27 protein-coding genes are annotated in these 24,930 nt (G+C 38.7%); 21 read left to right on the forward strand and 6 right to left on the reverse strand.

Features of this window, described 5'->3' with window-relative positions:
- Window positions 1-272: 272 nt before the first annotated feature.
- From C7N65_RS05140 to folE2, 3 genes are read left to right on the forward strand one after another with little or no spacing between them, the layout of a single operon-like run.
- A complete protein-coding gene (locus C7N65_RS05140; RefSeq protein WP_162912164.1) occupies window positions 273-632 on the forward strand; it encodes a YojF family protein in 360 nt (119 codons plus the stop codon).
- A gap of 12 nt (window positions 633-644) precedes the next feature.
- Window positions 645-1,310, forward strand: coding sequence for a bacillithiol biosynthesis deacetylase BshB2 (bshB2, locus tag C7N65_RS05145; protein WP_105993405.1), 666 nt, complete (start codon window positions 645-647; stop codon window positions 1,308-1,310).
- Between the two features lie 16 nt (window positions 1,311-1,326).
- A complete protein-coding gene (gene folE2 / locus C7N65_RS05150) occupies window positions 1,327-2,205 on the forward strand; it encodes a GTP cyclohydrolase FolE2 (protein WP_105993406.1) in 879 nt (292 codons plus the stop codon).
- Between the two features lie 625 nt (window positions 2,206-2,830).
- On the opposite strand, the gene thiD is transcribed toward folE2, so the two are convergent.
- Window positions 2,831-3,661, reverse strand: a complete 831-nt coding sequence (thiD, locus tag C7N65_RS05155; RefSeq protein WP_105993407.1) for a bifunctional hydroxymethylpyrimidine kinase/phosphomethylpyrimidine kinase — start codon at window positions 3,659-3,661, stop codon at window positions 2,831-2,833.
- A 106-nt stretch (window positions 3,662-3,767) separates the two neighbouring features.
- Here thiD and C7N65_RS05160 point away from each other — a divergent pair, with 106 nt between their 5' ends.
- From C7N65_RS05160 to C7N65_RS05180, 5 genes are all read left to right on the forward strand, one after another.
- The gene (locus C7N65_RS05160) at window positions 3,768-4,430 is read left to right on the forward strand and encodes a uracil-DNA glycosylase (RefSeq protein ID WP_105993408.1); all 663 of its coding nucleotides are present in this window, start codon (window positions 3,768-3,770) and stop codon (window positions 4,428-4,430) included.
- Window positions 4,427-4,801 carry a DUF5327 family protein gene (locus C7N65_RS05165; RefSeq protein ID WP_105993409.1) on the forward strand — a complete coding sequence of 125 codons (375 nt, stop codon included), beginning with the start codon at window positions 4,427-4,429 and terminating at the stop codon, window positions 4,799-4,801. The genes C7N65_RS05160 and C7N65_RS05165 overlap by 4 nt, the downstream gene beginning before the upstream one ends.
- 21 nt (window positions 4,802-4,822) lie before the next feature.
- The gene (locus tag C7N65_RS05170; protein ID WP_105993410.1) at window positions 4,823-5,206 is read left to right on the forward strand and encodes a DUF423 domain-containing protein; all 384 of its coding nucleotides are present in this window, start codon (window positions 4,823-4,825) and stop codon (window positions 5,204-5,206) included.
- 66 nt (window positions 5,207-5,272) lie between these two features.
- Window positions 5,273-6,817, forward strand: coding sequence for an APC family permease (locus C7N65_RS05175; RefSeq protein ID WP_105993411.1), 1,545 nt, complete (start codon window positions 5,273-5,275; stop codon window positions 6,815-6,817).
- A gap of 182 nt (window positions 6,818-6,999) precedes the next feature.
- The gene (locus tag C7N65_RS05180; protein ID WP_105993412.1) at window positions 7,000-7,620 is read left to right on the forward strand and encodes a DedA family protein; all 621 of its coding nucleotides are present in this window, start codon (window positions 7,000-7,002) and stop codon (window positions 7,618-7,620) included.
- 71 nt (window positions 7,621-7,691) lie between these two features.
- On the opposite strand, the gene C7N65_RS05185 is transcribed toward C7N65_RS05180, so the two are convergent.
- The 4 genes from C7N65_RS05185 to hemQ all read right to left on the reverse strand — a co-directional run bounded on the left by C7N65_RS05185 (window position 7,692) and on the right by hemQ (window position 11,483).
- Window positions 7,692-8,480 (reverse strand): DUF2812 domain-containing protein, encoded by a 789-nt coding sequence (locus tag C7N65_RS05185; RefSeq protein WP_105993413.1) that lies wholly within the window; start codon window positions 8,478-8,480, stop codon window positions 7,692-7,694.
- Between the two features lie 152 nt (window positions 8,481-8,632).
- Complete coding sequence (locus C7N65_RS05190) at window positions 8,633-9,091, reverse strand: threonine/serine exporter family protein (RefSeq protein WP_105993414.1); 459 nt, start codon at window positions 9,089-9,091, stop codon at window positions 8,633-8,635.
- A gap of 19 nt (window positions 9,092-9,110) precedes the next feature.
- A complete protein-coding gene (locus C7N65_RS05195; RefSeq protein ID WP_105993415.1) occupies window positions 9,111-9,893 on the reverse strand; it encodes a threonine/serine exporter family protein in 783 nt (260 codons plus the stop codon).
- Window positions 9,894-10,733: 840 nt separating this feature from the next.
- Window positions 10,734-11,483, reverse strand: coding sequence for a hydrogen peroxide-dependent heme synthase (gene hemQ, locus C7N65_RS05200; protein WP_105993416.1), 750 nt, complete (start codon window positions 11,481-11,483; stop codon window positions 10,734-10,736).
- A gap of 167 nt (window positions 11,484-11,650) precedes the next feature.
- Here hemQ and pta point away from each other — a divergent pair, with 167 nt between their 5' ends.
- The 6 genes from pta (at window position 11,651) to C7N65_RS05230 (ending at window position 17,476) form a co-directional block, all read left to right on the forward strand.
- Complete coding sequence (gene pta, locus C7N65_RS05205) at window positions 11,651-12,640, forward strand: phosphate acetyltransferase (RefSeq protein ID WP_105993417.1); 990 nt, start codon at window positions 11,651-11,653, stop codon at window positions 12,638-12,640.
- Window positions 12,640-13,479 (forward strand): biotin/lipoate A/B protein ligase family protein, encoded by an 840-nt coding sequence (locus tag C7N65_RS05210; RefSeq protein ID WP_105993418.1) that lies wholly within the window; start codon window positions 12,640-12,642, stop codon window positions 13,477-13,479. The genes pta and C7N65_RS05210 overlap by 1 nt, the downstream gene beginning before the upstream one ends.
- Before the next feature lie 439 nt (window positions 13,480-13,918).
- Window positions 13,919-14,842: a mevalonate kinase gene (gene mvk, locus C7N65_RS05215; protein ID WP_105993419.1), complete on the forward strand. Its 924-nt coding sequence runs from the start codon at window positions 13,919-13,921 to the stop codon at window positions 14,840-14,842.
- 5 nt (window positions 14,843-14,847) lie between these two features.
- Window positions 14,848-15,843 carry a diphosphomevalonate decarboxylase gene (mvaD, locus tag C7N65_RS05220; RefSeq protein ID WP_105993420.1) on the forward strand — a complete coding sequence of 332 codons (996 nt, stop codon included), beginning with the start codon at window positions 14,848-14,850 and terminating at the stop codon, window positions 15,841-15,843.
- Window positions 15,840-16,919 (forward strand): phosphomevalonate kinase, encoded by a 1,080-nt coding sequence (locus C7N65_RS05225; RefSeq protein WP_105993421.1) that lies wholly within the window; start codon window positions 15,840-15,842, stop codon window positions 16,917-16,919. Before mvaD ends, C7N65_RS05225 begins: the two co-directional genes overlap by 4 nt.
- Window positions 16,920-17,134: 215 nt before the next feature.
- Complete coding sequence (locus C7N65_RS05230; RefSeq protein ID WP_105993422.1) at window positions 17,135-17,476, forward strand: DUF1450 domain-containing protein; 342 nt, start codon at window positions 17,135-17,137, stop codon at window positions 17,474-17,476.
- A 147-nt stretch (window positions 17,477-17,623) separates the two neighbouring features.
- Here the strand turns inward: C7N65_RS05230 and C7N65_RS05235 are convergent, their stop codons facing one another.
- Window positions 17,624-17,857: a hypothetical protein gene (locus C7N65_RS05235; protein ID WP_105993423.1), complete on the reverse strand. Its 234-nt coding sequence runs from the start codon at window positions 17,855-17,857 to the stop codon at window positions 17,624-17,626.
- 244 nt (window positions 17,858-18,101) lie between these two features.
- Here C7N65_RS05235 and C7N65_RS05240 point away from each other — a divergent pair, with 244 nt between their 5' ends.
- The 7 genes from C7N65_RS05240 (at window position 18,102) to argS (ending at window position 24,842) form a co-directional block, all read left to right on the forward strand.
- Window positions 18,102-18,662: a flavodoxin family protein gene (locus C7N65_RS05240; RefSeq protein WP_105993424.1), complete on the forward strand. Its 561-nt coding sequence runs from the start codon at window positions 18,102-18,104 to the stop codon at window positions 18,660-18,662.
- A gap of 253 nt (window positions 18,663-18,915) precedes the next feature.
- Window positions 18,916-19,392 carry a GNAT family N-acetyltransferase gene (locus tag C7N65_RS05245; protein ID WP_105993425.1) on the forward strand — a complete coding sequence of 159 codons (477 nt, stop codon included), beginning with the start codon at window positions 18,916-18,918 and terminating at the stop codon, window positions 19,390-19,392.
- Window positions 19,393-19,425: 33 nt separating this feature from the next.
- Window positions 19,426-20,724, forward strand: a complete 1,299-nt coding sequence (locus C7N65_RS05250; protein WP_105993426.1) for an HD domain-containing protein — start codon at window positions 19,426-19,428, stop codon at window positions 20,722-20,724.
- A 64-nt stretch (window positions 20,725-20,788) separates the two neighbouring features.
- A complete protein-coding gene (locus C7N65_RS05255) occupies window positions 20,789-21,316 on the forward strand; it encodes a YwhD family protein (protein WP_105993427.1) in 528 nt (175 codons plus the stop codon).
- Between the two features lie 128 nt (window positions 21,317-21,444).
- Complete coding sequence (locus C7N65_RS05260; RefSeq protein ID WP_105993428.1) at window positions 21,445-22,623, forward strand: M20 family metallopeptidase; 1,179 nt, start codon at window positions 21,445-21,447, stop codon at window positions 22,621-22,623.
- Window positions 22,624-22,760: 137 nt separating this feature from the next.
- Window positions 22,761-23,177: a DUF1934 domain-containing protein gene (locus C7N65_RS05265; protein WP_105993429.1), complete on the forward strand. Its 417-nt coding sequence runs from the start codon at window positions 22,761-22,763 to the stop codon at window positions 23,175-23,177.
- Window positions 23,178-24,842 (forward strand): arginine--tRNA ligase, encoded by a 1,665-nt coding sequence (argS, locus tag C7N65_RS05270; protein WP_105993430.1) that lies wholly within the window; start codon window positions 23,178-23,180, stop codon window positions 24,840-24,842.
- Window positions 24,843-24,930: the final 88 nt, after the last annotated feature.

Genomic DNA, 24,930 nt, shown 5'->3' on the forward strand with positions numbered 1-24,930 from the left:
ATACAAACAGATAGTAAATCCCCCTCATTTTATAGAAATGTTTCAATAACCTCTTTAGAAAGTGTTAGAACAGTTATATAATGTAAATATTGTTTCTAAATATTGAATAATAACCGATAATTCCTATGGTTTTTTATGGAATGAGCAAGTGGTTATATTTATTGACGCTGATTTAGTACAATTAAGTGATACAGAATAATAGATAAATTAAACACGGCACAGTATAGATGGGGTTAACAATTGAATTTGTTTTGTGTAAGGGAGTGAGCGACTTGGAGCCGATAGAATATGAGAAAGTGCAATCTTTATTATCATCTTATGTAGACCAGCCGGTATACTTGCATGTTGAGACAACCAATGGCGCGTATGCGAACCATTTTGATCAACGTGTATTCAATGCTGGGACCTTCTTAAGAAACATTAAAGTTGTCTTTGAACATGCAAAGCTTAAGGGCGGCGGTAAAGACCCGTTCAGAGTAGGTTTGAAACTGCAAGATAACGGATGGGTTTATGTACAAGGTTTAACGCATTATGAAGTGAATGAGAATAATGAATTCTTGCTCGCTGGATTTAATTATGAAGGACAGTTAGCGGCAGCGCTGGAAATCAGTACTGTACCGTTTCAAATATAAGGAGGACGTATCATGTCAGAGGAACAACAAGTATTAGTTATCTTTCCGCATCCTGACGATGAGACGTTCTCATCAGCAGGAACATTAGCCAGATATATAGACAACGGTGTACCTGTCACTTATGCTTGCCTGACTTTAGGTCAAATGGCGCGCAACTTAGGGAATCCGCCGTTTGCGACACGCGAATCTTTGCCGGATGTCAGAGAGCGCGAGTTGGAAGAAGCAGCGAGAGTAATAGGTATCAAAGATTTAAGAAAGATGGGGTACCGTGACAAGACGGTAGAATTTGAACCTTATGATAAGATTGATGGGATGGTAGAAAGCTTAATCGATGAACTGCATCCATCAGTAATCATTTCATTCTATCCAGGTTATGCTGTACATCCTGATCATGAAGCGACAGCGGAAGCGGTTGTAAGAACAGTGAGACGTATGCCGAAGGCACAGCGCCCGCGTTTACAATTAGTGGCTTTTAGTAATGATGCAATTGATGAATTAGGGGAACCTGATATTGTGAACGATATCAGTGATTATAGAGAAGTAAAATTAGATGCATTCAAAGCACATGCATCACAATCTGGACCTTTCTTGCAGCAACTTGCTGAACCGCAAGTTCCAGATACAGCCAAAAGTTTCTTAGAACAAGAAGCTTATTGGACTTATAATATTGAATCATGAGTGGAGGCGCACACAGATGACTGAATTTGATTTATCAACACGTGAAGGTCGTTGGAAACACTTTGGTTCTGTTGATCCGATTAAAGGTACAAAACCAACAGTAAAAGAAGAAATGACAGACTTGCAAAGCACGCACAAAGATTTCCTATTTGAAATTGAAGAAGTCGGGATTAAAAACTTAGTCTATCCCGTAATTATAGATGAATATCAAACTGCAGGCACATTCGCATTCTCAACAAGTTTAACAAGAGAAGAAAAAGGCATTAATATGAGCCGTATTTTAGAGAGTGTTGAAAGACACTATGACAATGGTGTGAGATTAACATTCGATAACTTGCACACTGTATTAGACTCGCTTCAAAAACACATGAAGCAAAGTTCTGCGGGTGTAGATGTATCAGGTAAATGGTTCTTTAACCGTTACAGCCCAGTAACAAACTTAAAAGCTGTCGGCAACGCTGATGTAACTTACGGCATGGCAGTTGAAGGGGATAAAGTGACACGCCAAGAATTAACAGTTCAAGCAACAGTCACAACACTATGTCCTTGTTCAAAAGAAATCAGTGAATACTCTGCACACAATCAACGCGGTGTAATCACTGTAAAAACGTATATTAATCCAGAGGCGACATTACCATCAGATTATAAAGAAGTTATCTTAGATGCAATGGAAGCCAATGCAAGCTCAATATTATATCCTATCCTTAAACGTCCAGACGAAAAACGTGTCACAGAACGCGCTTATGAAAACCCGCGTTTTGTGGAAGATTTAATTCGTTTGATTGCAGCGGACTTAGTAGAATTAGATTGGTTAGAAGGCTTCGATATTGAATGCCGCAATGAAGAATCTATTCACCAACACGATGCATTTGCGAAATTAAAACACAGAAAATAATAAATAGACAATCAACAAAAAGCCGCCTTGCGTGATTCGGTACTTTACTGAATCATGCTGGCGGCTTTTTATGTCTTTCAATAAAAAAAGAGCACTGCATATAACCTGTTGGGACGGCAGGCAACAAGAGAGAAGGGACGGTCTCACTTGTTTAGCAGTGCTCTTATTTTTAGGGTGAGCCGATAAGCAGTGTCAGGGGAAGGGTGTTGCTTATCGGCTTTTTTAATTCAATGATTAGATTAACTGTTAATGCTATCGCAATTTTATTGTTAGGATATGATTACCTTTTATTTAGGAGGTTAAATGCGATTTTTGCATTGTCTATGTCGGTGTAGAGGAAGCACTCAGCCTTTTAGGTGGGTAGAAAGGTGTAACGATTATTTATAGAATTTACATTTAGGATTGATTTAGGATTCACACATTACATTTTGCTTCCTCTACATTGATTATTGTATTAAATTTTTTGGAATGATACATGGGGCTTCGGTATCAACTTTTTCTAGGACTAATTGATGAGAGCGTGAACGTTGATTTTTTTTGAATTGCGGTGCTTTTCCTTTTATGTATAAAAAGAGACAAGCTCAAAGAAAGAGCTTGTCTGCATCATGAATTACTATAGGTTTGTTTATACTTCAGCAACGGTTACATCGATTTTTTCGATACGGTTATAGGCACCGTGGTCAACCGGACCTACAAAGTCGTTCATTTTCCAACCGTTTTTAATCGCTGAAGCTACGAATGCTTTAGCGTTGATAACAGCATCTTTAGGTGATTGGCCGTTTGCCAAGTTAGCTGTTGTCGCAGCTGCGAAGGTACAGCCTGCACCATGGTTATAACTTTGTTGGAACATGTCTGTTGTAAGTTGATAGTATTTATCGCCATCGTAGTATAAGTCATATGATTTATCTTGATCTAAAGCTTTTCCGCCTTTGATTACAACGTTTTGTGCACCTTGTTCATGAATGATTTTAGCGGCTTTTTTCATATCTTCGATAGATTTAAGTGTACCTAAACCTGATAATTGACCTGCTTCAAAGAGGTTAGGTGTTGTGACTGTTGCTTTTGGCAATAAATATTTAATCATTGCATCTGTGTTGCCAGGGTTTAAGACTTCGTCTTCGCCTTTACATACCATCACAGGGTCAACAACGAAGTAGTCTGCACCTGATTCTTCAAATGCTTCGCCTGCACGTTTAATGACTTCCTCAGTACCTAACATCCCTGTTTTAACAGCATCTGGACCGATAGAAATTGCTGTTTCTAATTGTTTGTTGAAGACATCAAATGGAATAGGTGTTACATCATGCGACCATGTTTCTTTGTCCATAGTCACAATCGCTGCTAAAGCGACCATTCCGTAAGTGTCTAATTCTTGGAATGTTTTTAAATCTGCTTGCATTCCCGCACCGGCACTTGTATCTGAGCCGGCAATTGTTAATACTTTTTTCAATGCCATAATACTACACTCCCTAACGTTTTCGTTTCTTTAATCATAACACGATTCCAAGGGAGGATTGAACTTTTTGATATATCCTGTGTTATCATATGTTTGAGGTGATACCATGGAGTGGTCTGAAGTATTTCATGACATAACAAGCCGTCATGATTTCAAAGCGATGCATGATTTTTTAGAGAAAGAATATACGACACAAACTGTCTATCCAGACAGAGAAAATATCTATCAAGCCTTTGATTTAACACCATTTGAAAAGGTGAAAGTCGTGATATTGGGACAAGATCCTTATCATGGTCCGAAACAAGCGCATGGTTTGGCGTTCTCGATACAGCCTGGGGCTAAATTTCCGCCTTCATTGCGCAATATGTACCAAGAATTGGCTGATGATATCGGTTGTCAGCGTACAGTATCTCATTTACAGGACTGGGCACGTGAAGGTGTGCTGTTGTTAAATACTGTTTTAACTGTGCGTCAAGGCGAGGCGCATTCTCATCGCGGTATAGGCTGGGAAATCTTTACAGACGAGATTATCAAAGCTGTTTCTGACCATAGAGACCATGTGGTGTTTATTTTATGGGGCAAACCCGCACAACAAAAGGAAAAGCTGATTGATACAACAAAACATGATGTGATCAAGTCTGTGCATCCGAGTCCATTATCAGCGTACCGCGGTTTCTTTGGTTCTAAACCGTATTCACGGGCGAATGCTTATTTAGAAGCACATGATCAAACACCAGTGAATTGGTGCGGAGAGGGGGAAATGCGATGAACAAAGAGAAATTAATCGCATTGATTGAACGTGAATTAGTGCAGGCAGATGAAGCGCACAGCGAAGCGGAATTTAATAAGCATATGTATGCGATTCATACACTGACTTCGCTTTACACAGATGCAGAACCGTCTGAGACAAGCAAAGTGTATGCGAAACAATCAGCACCGTATCAGCAGCCTGCTGCGCATACTTCAGTGCAAAAACAATCTCCTTCAACATCCGGTGTGTCTGTTGAAGAAATCAAAGCGATGGGCGGCAAGGTTGCTTCTTATTCAGAAACACCGAATTCATCGACACCGCCAGGTGCTTCTAATAAAATGGTAACTGATGACCAACTCGGCAATGGCGATTCTATATTTGACTTTTAACTATAAAGGAGCGATTAAGCAATGAATCTTAAATCAATGAAAACATTTGTAGCACTCGGTGCAGGGTGTGCTGCATTATCAGTTGCGACAGGAGCATTCGGTGCACATGCGTTAGCTGATAAATTATCACCGCATTATTTAGATGTGTGGAATAAAGCAACAACATATGAAATGTATCACAGCTTAGGGTTAGTCGGTATCGGGATTTTAAGCGGTACAACTAAATTAAACTTAAAAGCTGCAGGATGGATGATGTTTGGCGGTATTGTCATCTTCAGCGGCTCATTATACGTATTATCATTAACACAAATCAAACCTTTAGGCGCAATTACACCAATCGGAGGCGTGTTATTTATCGCTTCTTGGGTAACTTTACTCGTACAATCACTTAAATTAAAAAAATAAACCAATAAACGGTTCAAAAATTCATCTCACAGGGTATAATGTATCGAATGAGGTGAATTTTTTATTATGGGAGAAAGAGATAGAAAACACCATAAAAAAGTAGACCGAGGAGATTTACAACAGAACCTGTCAGAAAAGTTCGTCTGGGCAATTGCCTATGGTTCATGTATAGGTTGGGGTTCTTTTATATTGCCTGGAGACTGGATTAAACAATCAGGTCCGATTTCAGCAGCAATCGGTATTACAATTGGTGCATTATTAATGATTATTATTGGTGTAAGTTACGGGGCACTTGTGAAACACTTCCCAGTATCCGGAGGCGCATTCGCCTTCAGTTATTTAAGCTTTGGGAGGTATGTGAGTTTCTTCTCATCATGGTTTTTAACTTTTGGTTATATTTGTGTTGTCGCATTGAATGCGACCGCCTTTAGTTTACTCTTGAAGTTTATGATGCCGAGCGTACTCGAGCATGGTAAACTTTACACCATCGCCGGATGGGATGTTTACATCACTGAAATTATTATCGCAACTGTTTTATTATTACTCTTTACGTTTATTACGATACGTGGTGCACACGTGTCAGGGAGCTTGCAGTATTATTTCTGTGTTGCGATGGTAATAGTTGTATTACTGATGTTCTTCGGATCATTTTTCGGAAGCGAATTTTCATTCAGTAATTTACAACCTTTAACAAATGAGTCCAAAGGCTGGTTTACTTCAATTATCTTGATAGTGGCTGTAGCGCCATGGGCATATGTCGGGTTTGATAATATTCCGCAAACCGCAGAAGAATTCGACTTTGCGCCGAATAAAACATTCAAACTGATTGTTTATAGTTTGCTTGCGGCAGCAGGGACGTATGTCTTGATGATTCTTTATACAGCATGGTTGAGCAAAAGCAGTGAAAGCTTAAACGGCAACTTGTGGTTAACAGGTGCTGTAACACAACAAGCTTTCGGCTATATTGGCTTATTCATACTTGCTATCGCAATCATCATGGGTATCTTTACAGGACTTAACGGTTTCTTGATGAGCTCAAGCCGTTTATTATTCTCAATGGGCCGTTCAGGAATTATGCCGGGAGTATTCAGTAAACTGCATTCAAGATACAAAACACCGTATGTCGCTATTTTATTCTTAGGTGCTTTAACACTGATTGCGCCGTGGTTAGGACGTACTGCATTAACTTGGATTGTAGACATGTCTTCAACGGGTGTATCAGTCGCATACTTAGTCACATGTTTATCAGCTGCGAAATTATTCAGCTATAACAAAGCAAGCAATACTTACGCTCCGGTTTATAAAACATTTGCGATTGTTGGTTCGGTATTTGCGTTTATTTTCTTAGGATTATTATTAATCCCAGGATCACCAGCTGCTTTATCATTGCCATCTTATATTGCTTTAATCGCATGGCTAGTGTTAGGTTTGATTTTCTTCATCGTACGTTATCCTAAGCTTAAACGTATCGATAAAGATGAACTCAGCCGCTTGATTCTTGATACAAGTCAAGAAAGAGTAGATGAGATTATTGAAGAACCGGGAGATAACGACACACCAGAAACAGATAGACCTTTAAATACAAGAGATTCAAATTATAAAAATCAATAGATACTTTTAAATAAGGTGAGGCCATCATAAAAGGTGCCTCACCTTTAATCGTTTATAGAGTTTGTTAAGCAACCCTATTTTACTTGCAAAATGCTTGGAATTTTTATAAGTTATAGCGAGTAAGAAAAAAGCAGATTGAGAGAAATCTGTTGTTTTTCTAAATAATAAATAGGAGGAACCTTATGGAACAGATGGTCGAAAATTTTATCGATCAGTTTGGTTACCTGGGAGTATTCTTATTAATCGCTCTAGAGAATATCTTCCCTCCAATCCCTTCTGAATTGATTTTAACTTTCAGCGGATTTTTAACGTTGCATTCAGATATGAACGTTGTTGGTGTAATTATTGCGTCTACACTCGGTTCAGTAGCAGGCGCTATTGTACTTTATTATGTAGGACGACTGCTCTCTGTAGAAAGATTGCAGAAACTGGTAAACGGTAAAGTAGGAAAAATATTGCGTTTTAAAGCAAGCGACTTAGAAAAAGCAGATGACTGGTTTGATACACACGGCAATAAAGTCGTTTTCTTCGCAAGATTTATTCCAGTGATTCGCAGCCTGATTTCAATTCCAGCCGGAACAACAGGCATGCGACTCATACCATTCTTAATCTTTACTACACTTGGTACATTAATTTGGAACACCGTTCTTGTAATATTAGGTCAGCAAGCAGGATCAGCTTGGCCGAAAATTTCAGCTGCATTCGATTCATTCTCAAGTATAGTACTTATCGTCTTAGTTATTTTATTTATTATTTTAGTTCTATTATTTGTGAAGAAACGTTTCAGCAAGTCAAATAAGTAAACATAAATACCGCACTTTCCGATGAAGAGGGAAGTGCGGTTTAATTATATTGCTTTATGCATATAAACGTATTAAAAGTGTCCGCGAATAGGAAATAAATCCAATGCTGAATATACAAAGATTTGTTCTGGTTTCATGTCCAATCTTGTACAAATAGAGTGGATGATGGAGTCTTTTGGTTGTTTGCTGTGTAAGTTGTAGTAATACTTACCGTTCTTTTCCAGCACGTAACGCCATGCCCCTAAATGTTTGAGTTTATTTAAGTCAGGCGGTCCATCAGTTGTTCGAATGGAAACGGAATAACTGAGATAGAACTGATCGACGTAAGTTGGACAGCTTGTTCTGATTCGGTGTTTAATCATCAAATAAAATAGTACTATCGCAATAAATACACCGCTCATGATTTTCATAGGTAATGGTGCCATTACATTTGTATAGCCGATTGAAGTGAAATAAGCCCATAAAGCAATACAGATAAATAACGCTAAAATAGCAAGAGTTAAGATGGTATTTTGAAAGTGTTTAAGGTATTGATATTCTTCTGCTTTAGTATCTGTGTTGCTATAGATAGGGTTTTCAGTGTCTTTTAAATAGCTGTACACCAATGTATGTTTTGAGTAGTTGAGTTGTTTGGTTGTCATTGCGAAATAAGGACTGTTGTTATCGAGCGCAGGTTGTGTTTCTATATCCTTTGTTTTAATAAAGTTGACCTGTAGTTTCATATTCTTAACTGCAGGATTATGTTTGAAAGTATAAACGCCGTTGATAACACGTGTTAAATAATAACCTTCTTGTTTTTTCTGTTCGAGAAACTTTTGTTCAGCAAGTGATCCTTTAAGGGTCAATTTAAGCTTTTTCATGATGTCTTCCTTCTTCCTGAATCTTATGTAAACGCTTTAATTATATTTTAGATATTCGGAAAATAAAAAGCAAGACTGATAGAGAAATATATGGATAAGTACTAAAGAACGCCTCGCTTTCGATAGAAAGGAGACGTTTCGTATTCTGAAATTCATTTTACTTTTTGTTTTACTGCACTCTTCCAAGTAATCAAAAGACGTGAAAGCTGATCGGCAAAAAGAAGACCTGCCGCAATTGCACCGGCAATTAAAGTAACCTCAAGCATGGTAGGTACTGCTTTGTTAAATTGAAGTATCACCAGGCTTTTTGTGGTGTCGAATGCGAGCCCTCCGGGTACCAAAGGGATAATACCAGGTACCATAAAGATAATGACGGGTTCTTTTTTCAGACGAGCCATGATATGGCTCAGCAAACCAAGTGCTAAACTGCCGAAGAAAGAAGCATAGATTGTATGAATATGCAGACCGGAATATAAAAAGATATACACCATCCAACCGCATGATCCTACTAATCCTGCCCATACATACATGCGCTTCGGCGCATCGAAAATGACACAAAAGAAGAGGGAGGCAATATAACTAAAGAAAAAGTGAGAAATCCAATATAACATGTTGTGTCAGCCTCCTCTTTTAAAATATCAGCAGCATCGTACCTACGCCTGCACCTATGCCGAACGAAGTAACGAGTGCTTCTAATGATTTAGTCGTGAACATCATCATGTGTCCCCCGAATAAGTCTTGGATTGCATTGGTAATTAACACTCCTGGGACAATCGGCATGACTGCGGCGATAATAATCGCAGAGAGCGAACCGTCGGGGACCATATTATTTCCGAGTATTGCAATCCCTCCGATTACAACAGAACCTAGAAATTCTGGTATAAATAAAGTTTTTAAATTAGCGCGGTAGAGCATTTCTACAACCAGATAACCAAGGGAGCCAGCAAAAACGGTCGCAACAATATCTACGAAATTACCCGTCTGCAAGTATAAAAAGCTGATAGAAATGATAGCGGCAGCTATTCCTTTATAAATTAAATCATGTGTTTGTTTAGTTCTATAGACCTGTTTCAAACGTGTGTAAGCTTCTTCTAAACTAATATCACCAGATGCTAATTTACGAGAAACAGAATTGGTTTGGGAAATTTTAATTAAATTAGTATCACGTGATTCGATTCTATACATTCTTGGCGTGGTTTGATTATCAAGCAAGAAGTTAATCACTGTATTAGTCACAAAGCTGTTGCTTTGGTTAAAGCCTAATGTTTCCGCAATACGTGTCATCGTACCTTCGACACGAGTACCTTCGGCACCAGACTCTAATAATATACGACCTGCAAGCATAATCGTATCTTTCGCTAGGCGTTCTTTAGGCGTATCTTCTATATAACTTACTCTGTTATCTAATTCCATATCATCACTCATTTTCTTCTGTCGTTAAGCTGTCCTTATATTTTTGTGAATATTCAAATCAATACATCAATTATGTAGGAAAACAAGGAGAGAAACAACCGAAGAATTCGTTTCGATTGTGTAAATTTTGAAAAATGAGGTATTCATATACCAACCCGTTATCGATAGTGACCTTTACATAGTCAATGTGTTTTTTATCCTATCAATAATTTCATAATTGCATTTTTATAATTAAAAGAAGACAATCAAATAATCCAATATTCTATCCAATGTTTCAAATATTTCAAAACGGTTAAAGTTATAGTGGTTGACTGTTGAAGCGTGTTAACTGGGTAGCGACGGTAACCGCTTCACAGTTAACCTGCTAAACAAGTAGTGGCAAAGTTCTCCAAGGACACTACAGGAGGGATGAGCAACACTGCATTCAAGCCGTGCAGTTGTATGCTTATACTATACGGCAGAAGCTGCCAACATTGGGAGTGATAGATGCCGAAGAACGTGCCCGCTAGCATGCAGGCTCAGATAGCCAGCATACGTGTGGTACATAGGTGTCATTTATTTCTCGGTGCTGGCTAGCATTCTGCTTTAATTAATGAATCACACCTTTATATAAATCCATCAAAAGAGAGCTTTCAACAACATGAGTTTGTTGGGAAGTTCTCTTTTGTCTTTACACCATTTGATTACATCCTGTTTTGTGCCCTGGAGACACGAACTTTTGATGTTGTGGTAAATGATAGAAAGATAGCAAATAAAATAAATATGCATAAGAAAAGGGACACAAAAATCATGAAATCTCCATGACTTGTGTCCCTTGCTTTATCTAATTTATCTCTTATCTTAAATACTGAAGAATTTTTCTAAACTGTCTTCAGGTAATTTATGGCCGACAAAGAAACTGCCGAATTCGCCATAACGCGCAGTTGTTTCATCAAAGCGCATTTCATAAACGATTTTCTTGAATTGAAGTACGTCATCTGCAAATAATGTAACGCCCCATTCGTAATCGTCAAATCCAACTGAGCCAGTGATGAATTGTTTGATTTTACCGGCATATTTACGACCAATCATACCGTGGTCATACATTAATTTTTTACGTTCATCCATTGAAAGCATATACCAGTTATATGTTTCATTGCGGCGTTTGTTCATTGGATAGAAGCAGATATAATCTGAATGCGGCAATTCAGGATAAAGACGTGCTTTAACATGCGGGTTCTCATATGGATCTTCGTCTGATTTGCCTGCAAGATAGTTGCTTAATTCGATAACAGATACGTATGAGTACGTTGGGATAAAGTAATCTGCGATACGTAATTTGTTTAATGCAAGTTCAATAGCATTAAGCTCTTGCATTTCTGGACATAATACCCAAAGTAAAACATCTGCTTTTTGGCCTGTAATATTATACAGTGCGTGATCACCGTTTTGATCTTTACGTACTGAACCTAATTTGTCTAAGAAGTCTTGGAATTCTTTGACAATTTCTTGACGGTCTTCACTAGGTACAAGACGTAATGTCGGCCAGTCGATTGCATAAAATAAATGGAGGCTGTACCAACCATCTAATGTTTCTGCTGCTTGACTCATTATTATCGCTCCTTTGAAATATCTATTGATTCACATCAAAGTTTATCATAAAGGTTGATGCAAAGCATACAAATTGATTGAAAGTAAGAGCGTGGTAATTACTTGTAAAATAGCGTATAATAATGGATGAAAAAATTTATAAAACCGTGATTTCCAAGGAGGATATTATGCCTAGTTTATTAGATGTATTGAAAGACAAACTTTCAGGAAAGAATGTAAGAATCGTATTACCTGAGGGTGAAGATGAACGCGTATTAACTGCAGCAACAAAATTACAAGCTTCAGATTTTGTGGAACCTGTTGTTTTAGGTGATGAAGACAAAATCAAATCACTCGCAGAAGACAAAGGTTTAGATATTTCAGGCATCGAAATTATTACACCAGAAACAAGTGAATTGAAACCTGAATTGGTGGAAGCATTTGTAGAACGTCGTAAAGGCAAAGCGACAAAAGAACAAGCAGAAGATATGCTGAACAATGTAAACTACTTCGGTACAATGCTTGTTTATACAGGTAAAGCAGAAGGGCTTGTCAGCGGTGCTGCACACTCTACAGGCGATACTGTACGTCCTGCATTGCAAATTATCAAAACAAAACCAGGCGTTGCGAAAACTTCAGGTGTGTTCTTCATGATTAAAGATGATGCACAATATGTATTCGGCGACTGTGCAATCAACCCGACACTAGAAGCAACAGACTTAGCTGAAATTGCTGTAGAAAGTGCAAAAACAGCGAAAAGCTTCGGTATGGACCCTAAAGTTGCATTATTAAGCTTCTCAACAAAAGGTTCTGCAAAATCAGACGACGTTGAAAAAGTAGCACAAGCAACAAAAGCAGCACAAGAAAAAGCTGAATCAGAAGGTTTAAACGATGTTGTTATTGACGGAGAATTCCAATTCGACGCAGCAATCGTACCAGAAGTTGCAGCGAAAAAAGCACCAGACGCTAAAATCAACGGTGACGCTAATGTCTTTGTTTTCCCTAGCTTAGAAGCAGGCAACATCGGCTATAAAATTGCACAGCGTTTAGGCGGTTATGAAGCAATCGGACCTGTATTGCAAGGCTTGAATTCTCCAGTAAACGACTTAAGCCGCGGCTGCTCAACTGAAGATGTCTTCAACTTATCAATCATCACTGCAGCACAAACATTACAATAATGGATTTGGCAGAGCGCTATTTTAAAGATCAAGAATGGCGTTATATTGACCATTCTACAGGCTTTGCGCCGATGCAGTCTTTTGCATTTGATGATACATTTTCAGAAAGTGCGGGCAAGGATTTATCATGCAGTGTCGTCCGCACTTGGATTCATCAGCATACCGTAATACTAGGAACACATGATGCACGCTTGCCGCATTTAAATGACGGCATACGCTATTTGGTCGATGAACGCGGTTATAATGTAATTGTCCGCAATTCAGGCGGCTTAGGTGTGGTGCTCGATCAAGGTATTTTGAATTTCTCCCTTATCTTTAAGGGCAAGACCGAAGTTTCAATAGACGAAGCATTTAACCTAATGTATTTGGTAGTCGATAAAATGTTCGAAGATGAGCATGTTACTATCGAAACGAAAGAAATTGAACGCTCTTATTGCCCGGGAAAATTCGACTTGAGTATCAATGACAAAAAGTTTGCTGGTATTTCTCAACGCAGAGTGAGAGGCGGTATTGCGGTACAGGTTTATCTTTGTGTAGAAGGTTCAGGCGAAGAACGTGCTGAAATGATGAAAGCTTTCTACGATAGAGCGCTGCAAGGCGAAGAAACAAAGTTTAAGTACCCTGATATTGAGCCATCTTGTATGGCTTCGCTTGAAACTTTGTTTGGACATTCCATGACGGTTCAAGATGTGATGTTTAAATTGCTTTATGCGATTAAAGATTTAGGCGCAACATTAAATATGGAACCGATCAGTGATGAAGAATGGGAAAGATTTGAAAAATATTTTGAGCGTATGATAGAACGCAATGCAAAAATTAATGCAAAAATGAACGATTAAGCACAAAGGGATGTAAATAGCTGCATAAGCTGTCTGCATCCCTTTTCTATTGCCTGTTTGCAAGTTGCGTCCTTTGGTTTATGCGGATTTTTATGACGAAGATATGAACAAATCGTTTAAATAAAGTGAAATTTTCGGTAGAATGAGGAAGTAGTTTATTATCAGGTATTAATTTTACAACTTAGGTATGATAAAACAAAGAGATAAATAGGGTATAATAAAACGGTGTTTGAAGAAAAGTGAACAGTAAAGTGCAACATATTTTATAAATGACAAAAATATATAGGTTGAAAAATAAATGAGTATATTAAGTCCCATGCATAAGCTTCCTGTCATTTTCATAAGGGCAACAAAGAAAATGGCTGGAGGTCTTTGCATGTATACAACAGGAATTCAATATACTTTGAGAAACTAGGAAAGTATTAAAGGTGATGCAGATATGACACAAAAAGGCTACGGGGAATCTAATGGGAAAATCATATTAGTAGGTGAACATGCGGTGACGTTCGGCCAGCCTGCGATTGCAATTCCGTTTTCCTCTGGGAAAGTAACAGTTGAAATTGAAGAAATGCCGGAATTGGCAGTGTCTACGATGATCAGTGATGTCTATGAAGGCGAAGTTGCGGATGCACCGGAGCATTTACATGCATTAATCAGCAGATTCGAAGAAGAAAATCATATTGATTCACCTGTGATGATTAAAATCGATGCACAATTACCGCCTTCAAGAGGTTTAGGTTCTAGTGCTGCTGTAGCCGTAGCCTTCACTAGAGCTGCTTTTGATTATATGGGCAAACCTTTATCTGATGAAGCATTGATTGAACATGTCAACTGGGCAGAAATGATTGCGCATGGGAAACCTAGCGGTATTGATGCACAAACGATTGTGTCGAATAAACCGACCTGGTTCCAAGAAGGTGTCTTTACACCTTTGAAAACTTTGAATGTTGCGGGATATATGGTCGTTTTAGATACCGGCATCAGAGGGAATACCAAAGAGGCAGTGAGCGATGTGCATGAACTTGTGCAGCACAATCATGAGAATATGCAGTTTATCGAACGTATCGGCCGACTGGTACATGCAGCGAATCAAGCCATCAACACGCATAATTTTGAAGCGTTAGCTGACATTTTCAATGAATGCCAAACTTATTTAGCGACATTGACAGTCAGTCATCCGAAAATTGATCGGTTGCTGCAAGTGGCAAAACAAGCAGGTGCTGTGGCAGGCAAGCTGACAGGCAGCGGCCGCGGCGGCAGTGTCATTACGTTAGTGAAAGATTATGCGACAGCGAAAAAGGTAGCACAAGCGGTAAAAGAAGCAGGTGCTAAGCATACGTGGATAGAGAATTTAGGAGGTTAATTCAATTGGCTAAGACGGGCAAAGCGAGAGCGCATACGAATATTGCGTTGATTAAATATTGGGGGAAAGCAGACGATGCACTGATTATTCCAATGAATAATAGTTTGTCGCTGACTTTGGATAAATTTTATACGGAAACACGTGCAACATTTGATGCGCAATTTGAAAAGGACCGTTTCTTCTTAAACGGGGAAGAAGCGGATGACAAAGAAACGCAAAAAATTTCAGCATACTTAGACATTGTCAGAGCACGCGCAGGTACTGACATGAAAGCACATATCGATAGCACTAATTTTGTGCCGACGGCAGCTGGATTAGCTTCTTCTGCCAGTGCGTTTGCGGCACTTGCGGCTGCATGCAATGAAGCATTGGACATGCAGTTGTCTGATAAAGATTTATCCCGCCTCGCTAGACGCGGTTCAGGTTCTGCAAGCCGCAGTATTTACGGAGGATTTGCGGAATGGGAAAAAGGCCATGATGATGAAACGTCTTATGCACATGCCATCGATGCAGATCATTGGGAAGATGATTTAGCAATGATATTCGTAGTGATTAATCAACAATCTAAAAAAGTAAAAAGCCGTGCTGGGATGTCCTTAACGCGCAATACTTCTCGCTTTTACCAATATTGGTTAGACCATATTGATGCGGATATCAAAGAAGCAAAAGCAGCGATTGCAGCTAAAGATTTCAAACGTTTAGGCGAAGTATTTGAAGAGAATGGACTGCGTATGCATGCGACAAACTTAGGGGCACAACCGCCATTTACATATTTGGTGCCGGAAAGTTATGAAGCCATGGCTTTAGTACATGAATGCCGCGAAGCAGGATTGCCAGCATACTTCACAATGGATGCAGGCCCTAATGTAAAAGTATTAGTACAAAAACAGCATCAGCAAGCAGTCATTGATAAATTAACAACTTACTTTGATCAAGACCAAATTATCGCAAGTGATATCGGTACCGGGATTGAAATTATAAATGAGGAAGATGAATCATGATTACAGTCAAAGCGCCAGGCAAACTCTATATCGCAGGTGAATATGCAGTAACGGAACCAGGTTATAAGTCTGTATTGATAGCAGTGGACCGTTTTGTGACGGCTACGATTGATACAGCAGCCGCAAATAACGGCGGTTCAATTCATTCTAAAACGCTGCATCATGAGCCGATTACATTCCAAAGAGAAGGCGATAAGATTGCAGTCTCAGACGCGAATGCGGCTAAACAATTAGAATATGTGATTACTGCAGTTGAAGTCTTTGAGCAATATGCTAAAAGCTGCGGTAAAGCGCTGAAACACTTTGATTTAGTGATCGACAGCAATTTAGATGATGCCTCTGGCCATAAATACGGTTTAGGTTCGAGTGCTGCTGTTTTAGTTTCTGTCGTTAAAGCACTGAATGAATTTTATGAGCTGGATTTAGCGAATTTAAATATTTATAAGCTTGCGGTGATTGCGAATATGAAACTGCAAAGTTTAAGCTCATGCGGCGACATTGCAGTCAGTGTCTTTACAGGCTGGTTAGCTTACAGTACTTTCGACCATGATTGGGTCATGCAGCAGATTGAAACGTCTTCTGTTGCTGAAGTGGTAAAGAAAAACTGGCCGGGATTATATACTGAACCCTTGCAAGCCCCTGAGAATATGGAAGTGCTTATCGGCTGGACAGGTTCTCCAGCGTCATCTCCTTACTTAGTCAGTGAAGTGAAACGATTAAAATCAGATCCAGAGTTTTACACCCGTTTCTTAGAACAATCTCAATCTTGTGTTGAACGTTTGATTTATGCTTTTAAAACGAACAATTTAAAAGGTGTACAAGCTATGATTCGACGCAACCGTTCTATCATCCAAATGATGGATGCAGAAGCAATTGTCGACATTGAAACACCTCAGCTTAGACAATTATGCGATATCGCAGAGACTTATAATGCTGCTGCTAAAACATCAGGTGCAGGCGGAGGAGACTGCGGTATAGCGATTATCGGCAACCAAAAACACCGCAAAATGATTTATAACAGCTGGAAAGCAGCAAACATCAAACCGCTGCCATTCCACGTTTATCAAGGTCAATAATATAGTGTGCTGTCTCACTGTGAACCATTGCAGTGCGGCAGTTTTTTTATAGCAGATTTCAGTGTACTGCTGAGGTGTTAAAGACTGAGTATCATACGGTTCAAAGAATTGGGACTTGAAATTTTACGGAAAAAGCGTAGAATAGATAAGGTTAAATAATAGAAGTCGTTAGAGAAAATAGATGATTATAGAGATAAAGTGAGGTGGACATAGCAGTGCAAAACAAATTTTTGATTTGTGATGATTGCCAAGCCGTTAATTGCAAATCCCTAGAAAGAAAATTAAAGAAATTAGATCCAGAAGCTGAAATAGAAATAGGCTGCCAATCATACTGTGGTCCAGGTCGCAGAAAGACATTTGCGTTCGTCAACAACCGCCCTTTAGCAGCATTAACAGAAGATGAGTTAATGGAGAAAGTTGAAAAGCAGCTTCAAAAACCGCGTGATCCAGAAGAAGAAGAGCGCTTGCGTCAACGTAATGAAGAACGTAAACGCAGAAAAGAAGAACAAGACCGAAAACTTAAAGAAAAATTAGCGAAACGTAAACAAGCTAAATAAATAGAATTTCAATTACAAAAAGACAGACCCTTAACTGTTTGCATATAGGCAAAACAGAGGGTCTGTCTTTTTATCGTTTGAACTATCGCGAGATTCATCGAATATTGACTGCGGATAATGCCGTTGTTGTCTCGTGGTAGTGGATTCTCAATAAACTTTTACATATGACCTGCAAGCATTTAAAACATCTTTAGTATAGAAATGACGCAAATTGTCCTTTGTATACGATGGGATAAGTTCTTTTCTTTTCACCCATTTATCTATAAGAGATGGCGGGATGCCATCAACTGCCATTTCAGATTCATCAGTTACTAAAGTGTCCCAATCTAACGTTACAGGCTGCGAGTCAATATAAATGTTACTAAAGCTCGTATCATCCATATTTTAATCACCTTTTATTGAGTTATTAAGTCCCTTTTGCTTGATTGAATAGGGTACCTTTTATCCTTCTTACTCAGTTCATATACCCAGTCTATCTTGAAGGTATTCGCATTTTTTACAAAAAATTTACGTTAGATTCATTAAGTTGGTATATTTACATAATGTAACCTATAATTAGGCTTATTAAACAAGAGATAACAATGTTCATAAAAAGTTCACTTATATTCCAGAAAGGAACCTGCACATGATAACTGTTATATTCGGAGGAAGCAGACCAGAAGGCAATTCTGCTTCACTCGCAAAATTGGTTGTAGAGGGTTTAGATTATCAATGGATTGATTTAACGCAATACCGCTTCGCACCTGTCAGGGATGTCAGACATAATGGGGGACAAATTGACGGCTACCTAGATGATTATCCTGATATTATTGATCGTGTGTTAGAAAGCGATAGTGTGATATTGGTGTCGCCGGTATATTGGTATAGTGTTTCAGCCTCAATGAAAGCATTCATCGACCACTGGTCAGAAACATTGCGCGATAAAAATTATCGTGATTTTAAAGAAAAGATGGCACAAATCGAATTTCGTTTAATTTTAGTAGGCGGTGATTGTCCTAAAATCAAAGCACGTCCATGTATGCATCAAATAGAATACAGCTTGGAATTTTTAGGTGCCCGCTTAGAAGATTATCTGATTGGTACAGCGAATGTACCGGGTGATATTTTAAAAGATACATACGCGATGCATCACGCCAAGCAGTGGCATGAGCAATTAAAAGAAAAAGCAAGCACACGTAAGTTATAGATAATGTGTTGTATTAGATTTGAAGCGCTTAGGGTTATATCTGAATGCTTTTTATATTTATAAACACAACAACTGATTCAGGCTATATATTTATCATGTATATTGCGCTGTGTTTAGTAACACCCTGCAAGCGGGGTAGAACAATAAATAAGTCGTCATACGCGTGTTTGTTTAAACACAATTTTATATCTCGTATGATATAATTAATTTATTCATTTTGAAAGTTGAACTATGTAAGGAGACGTGATTAACGATGCATAAAGTGAGAGAAGCAACACCAGCGGATGTTGTCGGCATCAGAGATGTGGCAACAAAAGCATGGTATAACACGTATTTGAATATCTATGCTGCGACGACTGTCAATGAGTTATTGACAGCTTCATACAATGAGCAGCATTTGCTCAAAAGATTAAAAGAACAATTATTCCTAGTGGCAGAAGAAGATAATGAAATTGTAGGGTTCGCTAATTTTATTAACGGCAGCGAACTTTTCTTATCTGCGCACTATATTCATCCTAAAGCACAACGTAAAGGCTATGGTACTGCCTTATTAAATAAAGGATTGGACCATTTCAAAGGACAATATGATGCGGTTTATTTAGAAGTAGATAACCAAAACGAAGAAGGTGTCGAATACTACCGCCAACAAGGCTTTGAAATGGTACGCGCTTATAACCGAGAAGTATACGGGGAAGTCATGGACCTTGCGCTAATGAAAAAGGTATTTTAAATATATTGAATAGAATGAGATGGAGGGATCCTCATGGCGGAGACAGATTACGGCACTAAAAAATTATTTGAAGAGAAAGTATTCAAAGATCCGATTCACCGCTATATTCATGTTAAAGATCAAGTCATTTGGGATTTAGTAAAAACAAAAGAATTCCAGCGTTTGCGCCGTATCAAACAGCTAGGTACGCTGTATTTGTCTTTCCACACTGCAGAACACAGCCGTTTTGGCCATTCGCTGGGTGTGTATGAGATTGTCCGCAGAATTATTGACGAGTCGTTTCGCGGACGCGAAGCATGGCATGATGATGACCGTTTGCTCGCATTATGTGCTGCTTTGCTGCATGATTTAGGTCATGGTCCTTTCTCTCACAGTTTCGAAAAGATTTTCAATACAGATCACGAAGCATTTACACAAGCCATTATTACCGGAAATACTGAAGTGAATGCCGTGCTGAGCAGAGTTTCAAAAGACTTTCCGAAACAAGTTGCAGACGTGATTAATAAAACACATCCTAATAAGCTGGTCATTTCTATGATTTCATCTCAAATCGATGCAGATAGAATGGATTACCTGCAAAGGGATGCTTATTTTACAGGTGTGCAATACGGCAAATTCGATATGGAACGTATCTTAAGATTAATGCGTCCAACTAAAGAGGAAGTCTTGATTAAAGACAGCGGTATGCATGCGGTAGAAAACTTTATTATGAGCCGCTATCAAATGTATTGGCAGATTTATTTCCACCCGGTCAGCCGAGGCGGAGAAGTCTTGCTGAATAACTGTTTGAAACGTGCAAAAGCGCTCTATCAAGAAGGTTATGAGTTTAATTTGTTTCCTAAAGATTTCATTCCGTTCTTTGAAGGAACGATGACAATCGAACAATATGTAGAGCTGGATGAAGCGGTAGTCTTATATTACTTGAAAGAATGGATTAAAGAAGAAGACGATATCTTAAGTGATTTAGCACGCCGTTTTATTAATCGGGATTTATTCAAATATCTGCCGTTTGACGGTTCGATTATTACAATGAATGAGCTGAGAGAGTTGTTTGAAGCCGGCGGTATTAATCCGGATTACTATTTCGTGAGCGAATCGTTCTCTGATCTGCCTTATGATTATGACCGTCCGGGGTCTAACCGCCAACCGATTCATCTCCTTCAGCATAACGGCAAAATCCGAGAAATCAGCAGTCAGTCTATGGTGATTCAAAGTATCACAGGAATTAATCGCCAAGATTATAAATTATATTATCCTAAAGAACTGGTTCATAATATCAAAGATGATGCAGTACGCGAACGTATTTTGAGTATCTTAAATGAACTGAATTAAACGATGTGCATTGTATTCGAAAAGATACAGATGATACAGTAAAATAGAATAACATGAGCATATAATGGAGGTGTGGCTTGTGGCAGAGAATAAAGGGTTTAAATTCAATATTATTAAAAATGACCCGCTAGACGGCCATAAAGGAACAAATATCGGGGCAATCAGTTTAGATAACGTTGCACCTGTATTTATAGACATGCAATCTAAAGAAGCATTTATTGATATCGGTGCGATGCACGCACGTGCAGATGTTGAAAAAGGTGTAAAATGGATTACAGATAAAGAAACAGTCGAAGGACCTGAAGCGAAAGAATATTGGTTATGCTGGGTAACGACTGAACGCGGTGAACAAGGTGCATATTATGCAGGGTTAACCGCATGTTACCTCATGGTAAATAAAAAAATCCGCAGAGGCTACAAAAGCATGCCTGAACATGTGAATATGATGGATAAATCTATGAAACATAAAGTAGTCATCGATCATATCGGAGATGAATACATCGCGATTATCAGAGACTTCCTTAAAAATCATGATATTGAAATGTGGAATCATTCAAGCGATGAATTAAAAGAAGCATTGCACGATAAGTAAATGTTAAGCAGAAATCACACAAAGTGGTTTCTGCTTTTTTTGCCCGTTCATCATTCTAAGTATGTTACAGTAAGTATATAAATTTTAGAATAATCTAAATTGCAAGATTATTGAAAAGGGGAGATAGTATGAGTTCAGAATTAATTCAGCGATTAAAAGAGAAAGAGGACCGTATGGTTGAAATCAGACGTTATCTGCATGCACATCCGGAACTATCTTTCAAAGAAGTTGAAACACCGAAGTATATTGCAGAATTCTATAAAGATAAGGATTGTGAAGTAGAAACTAATGTCGGAGAAAATGGTTTGAAGGTCACTATCGACAGCGGGAAACCGGGTAAAACGATTGCGATTCGTGCCGATTTTGATGCATTGCCGATAGAAGAAGCAACAGGTTTGCCGTTCGCGTCAGAAAATCCTGGTGTTATGCATGCTTGCGGTCACGATGCACATACAGCTTATATGCTGATATTGGCTGAGACATTAATCGAGATGAAAGATCAATTCTCAGGAAAAGTAGTTGTGATACATCAACCAGCTGAAGAAATGCCTCCAGGCGGTGCAATCGGAATGATTAAAGATGGCGTTTTAGATGGTGTAGATCATGTATTAGGGGTACATGTGATGAGTAATGGTGAGCGCGGTACAATTTATTATCGAGAAGGCAATGTACAAACAGGGCGCGGGTTCTTTAAATTAACGATTCACGGTAAGGGCGGCCATGGTTCATCACCGCATGACGCGAATGATGCGATTGTCGCAGGCGCAAACTTTGTGACGACTGTACAATCTATCGTTTCAAGACGTTTGAGTCCATTTGAAACGGGTGTCGTTTCTATCGGTTCATTCGATGCCAAAGGCCAATTCAATGTAATTAAAGATAAAGTTGTCCTTGATGGAGATGTACGCGGACTGCAAGATGAAACAAAAGATAAAATCGCACAAGAATTGCAGCATGTCGTAGATGGTTTAGAAACAACATTCGGTGTGACTTGCGATTATGAATATACAGACGATTATCCGGCTGTCTATAATGATCCAAAATTTACGAAATATGTATCAGAGACATTAAACAACGCAGAAAAATCTGCAATACAAAAAGTCGAACGCTGCGAACCTTGGCCGCCTTCAGAAGACTTTGCATATTATTTACAAGAAGTCCCAGGCGCATTTATCTTTGCAGGTGCAGAACCAGAAGAAGGGGAGGTTTATCCGCACCATCATCCGAAATTCAATATCAGCGAATCTTCTATGATGAGTGCAGCTGAAGCAGTGGGTACGATTGTGTTAGATTATTTGAAAGACTAAGTGAAGTGAGACACAATTTAATTTTGATTTTTAGGGTTATCAGCGCATACAGTGTGAATTTAGTCACTGTGTGCGCTGTATATTTATGTTATAATTCAGAGTATTAATGAATAAATAAGAATAGGGTGAGCGCGTCTTTGAATGAAAACATTCGTATACAAACATTTCAGATGATTGAACGCGATGGAGAAATAGATGAGTTTGAATTTGAAACCAACGGCACTTGGCAAGAGAAGCGGCAAGCTGAATATATACGTTATGATGAAGTCGTAGAAAACTTGGAAGTGCATGTTACATTGAAGATTCAAAATGGCGAAGTGAGGTTGCTGCGCAGCGGGAATATTAAACAGAATCTGCATTTTATAGAAGGTAATGATACGATGTCATTATACGAAATACCTACTGGCAAGATTCCTTTAACGATTCGTACGCTCAGCATTAATCATTATGTACAACCAGAACAGTCAAAACTCAAAGTTCGTTATGAACTCTATCAAAATGAAGAGAAGATGGGCACATACCTTTACCAAATTACCTACAAGGAGCTGAAGTAAGTGAATATTATTGATCAAGTCAAACAAACATTAATTGAAGAAATAACAGCAAGTGTTAAAGCCGCTGGACTTGCAGAAGAAGTTCCTGAAGTCAAAGTGGAAATTCCAAAAGATCCTAAAAATGGGGACTACTCTACAAATATCGCAATGGTGCTGACAAAAATTGCGAAACGCAATCCGCGTGAAATCGCACAAGAGATTGTTGATAACTTGGATAAATCAAAAGCGAATGTGCAAAAAATCGAAATTGCAGGTCCTGGATTTATCAATTTCTATTTAAACAATGAATACTTAACTGAAATTATTCCGCAAGCCTTGAAAAAAGATAAAGACTTCGGACGTGCAGAAGTACCTAAAAATCAAAAAATCTTAGTTGAATATGTATCTGCGAACCCAACTGGCGATTTGCATATCGGACATGCGCGTAATGCGGCAGTCGGTGATACATTAAGCAATATTTTAGATGCAGCAGGCTATGATGTGACACGTGAATACTACATCAACGATGCCGGCAACCAAATTACTAACTTAGCACGCTCTATTGAAGCGCGTTATTATCAAGCGTTAGGCAAAGAAGCGGAATTACCAGCTGATGGTTATCATGGTAAAGATATCGTGAATATTGGTAAAGATTTAGCAGAAAAACGTCCTGACCTTCAAGAGCTGCCCGATGACGAACGCTTAAAAGTGTTCAGACAATTAGGTGTCGATTATGAAATGGAAAAATTGAAAAAAGACTTAGCAGACTTCAATACACACTTTGACGGATGGTTCAGTGAAACAACTTTATATGATTCAGGCGAAATCAAACGTGTATTAGAGCTGATGAAAGAAAATGGTCATACGTATGAAGCGGATGGTGCGACATGGCTGCGTACGACAGAATTCAACGATGACAAAGACCGTGTGTTAATCAAAAAAGACGGCACATACACTTACTTCTTGCCTGACGTTGCTTATCACTATGACAAATTCCATCGCGATGGCGGTCAAGATATCTTAATCAACTTATTCGGAGCGGATCATCACGGTTATATCAACCGTTTGAAAGCTTCAGTTGAAACATATGGTATCGATGCAGATCGTTTAGAAATTCAAATCATGCAAATGGTACGTTTAATGCAAGACGGCGAAGAAGTTAAAATGAGTAAACGTACAGGCAATGCGATTACATTGCGTGAAATCATGGATGAAGTCGGCATTGACGCAGCACGTTACTTCTTAACGATGCGCAGCCCGGATACGCACTTTGATTTTGATATGGAACTTGCGAAAGAAAATTCAGCAGAAAACCCTGTGTATTATGCACAATATGCACATGCGCGTATTTCTTCAATCTTAAAACAAGCGGCAGAACGCGGCATTGTGCCGACGCAAAATGCGGACTTCAGTGTTATCAAAAATGATAAAGCAATCGACCTATTGAAAAAAATAGCTGAATTTGAACCGATGATTGAAAGTGCTGCAGAACAACGTGCACCGCATCGTGTAACAAATTACATTCAAGAACTTGCAGCAGCATTCCATAAATTCTACAATGCGGACAAAGTATTAACAGACGATGAAACTAAGACACAAGCTTATGTTTCAATGATTGCGGCAGCGCAAATTACATTACGCAATGCCTTAGCATTAGTGGGTGTTACTGCACCGCATACAATGTAATTCACTTATTCGAAGTACTCTTTTCAGAGTGCTTCTTTTTTTATGCAAAATGTGTATAATTTTTTTGTAAAATTGACCTTTTCAGCAA

Source organism: Staphylococcus simulans, from assembly GCF_002994445.1.
GTDB classification, from domain to species: Bacteria; Bacillota; Bacilli; order Staphylococcales; family Staphylococcaceae; genus Staphylococcus; species Staphylococcus simulans_B.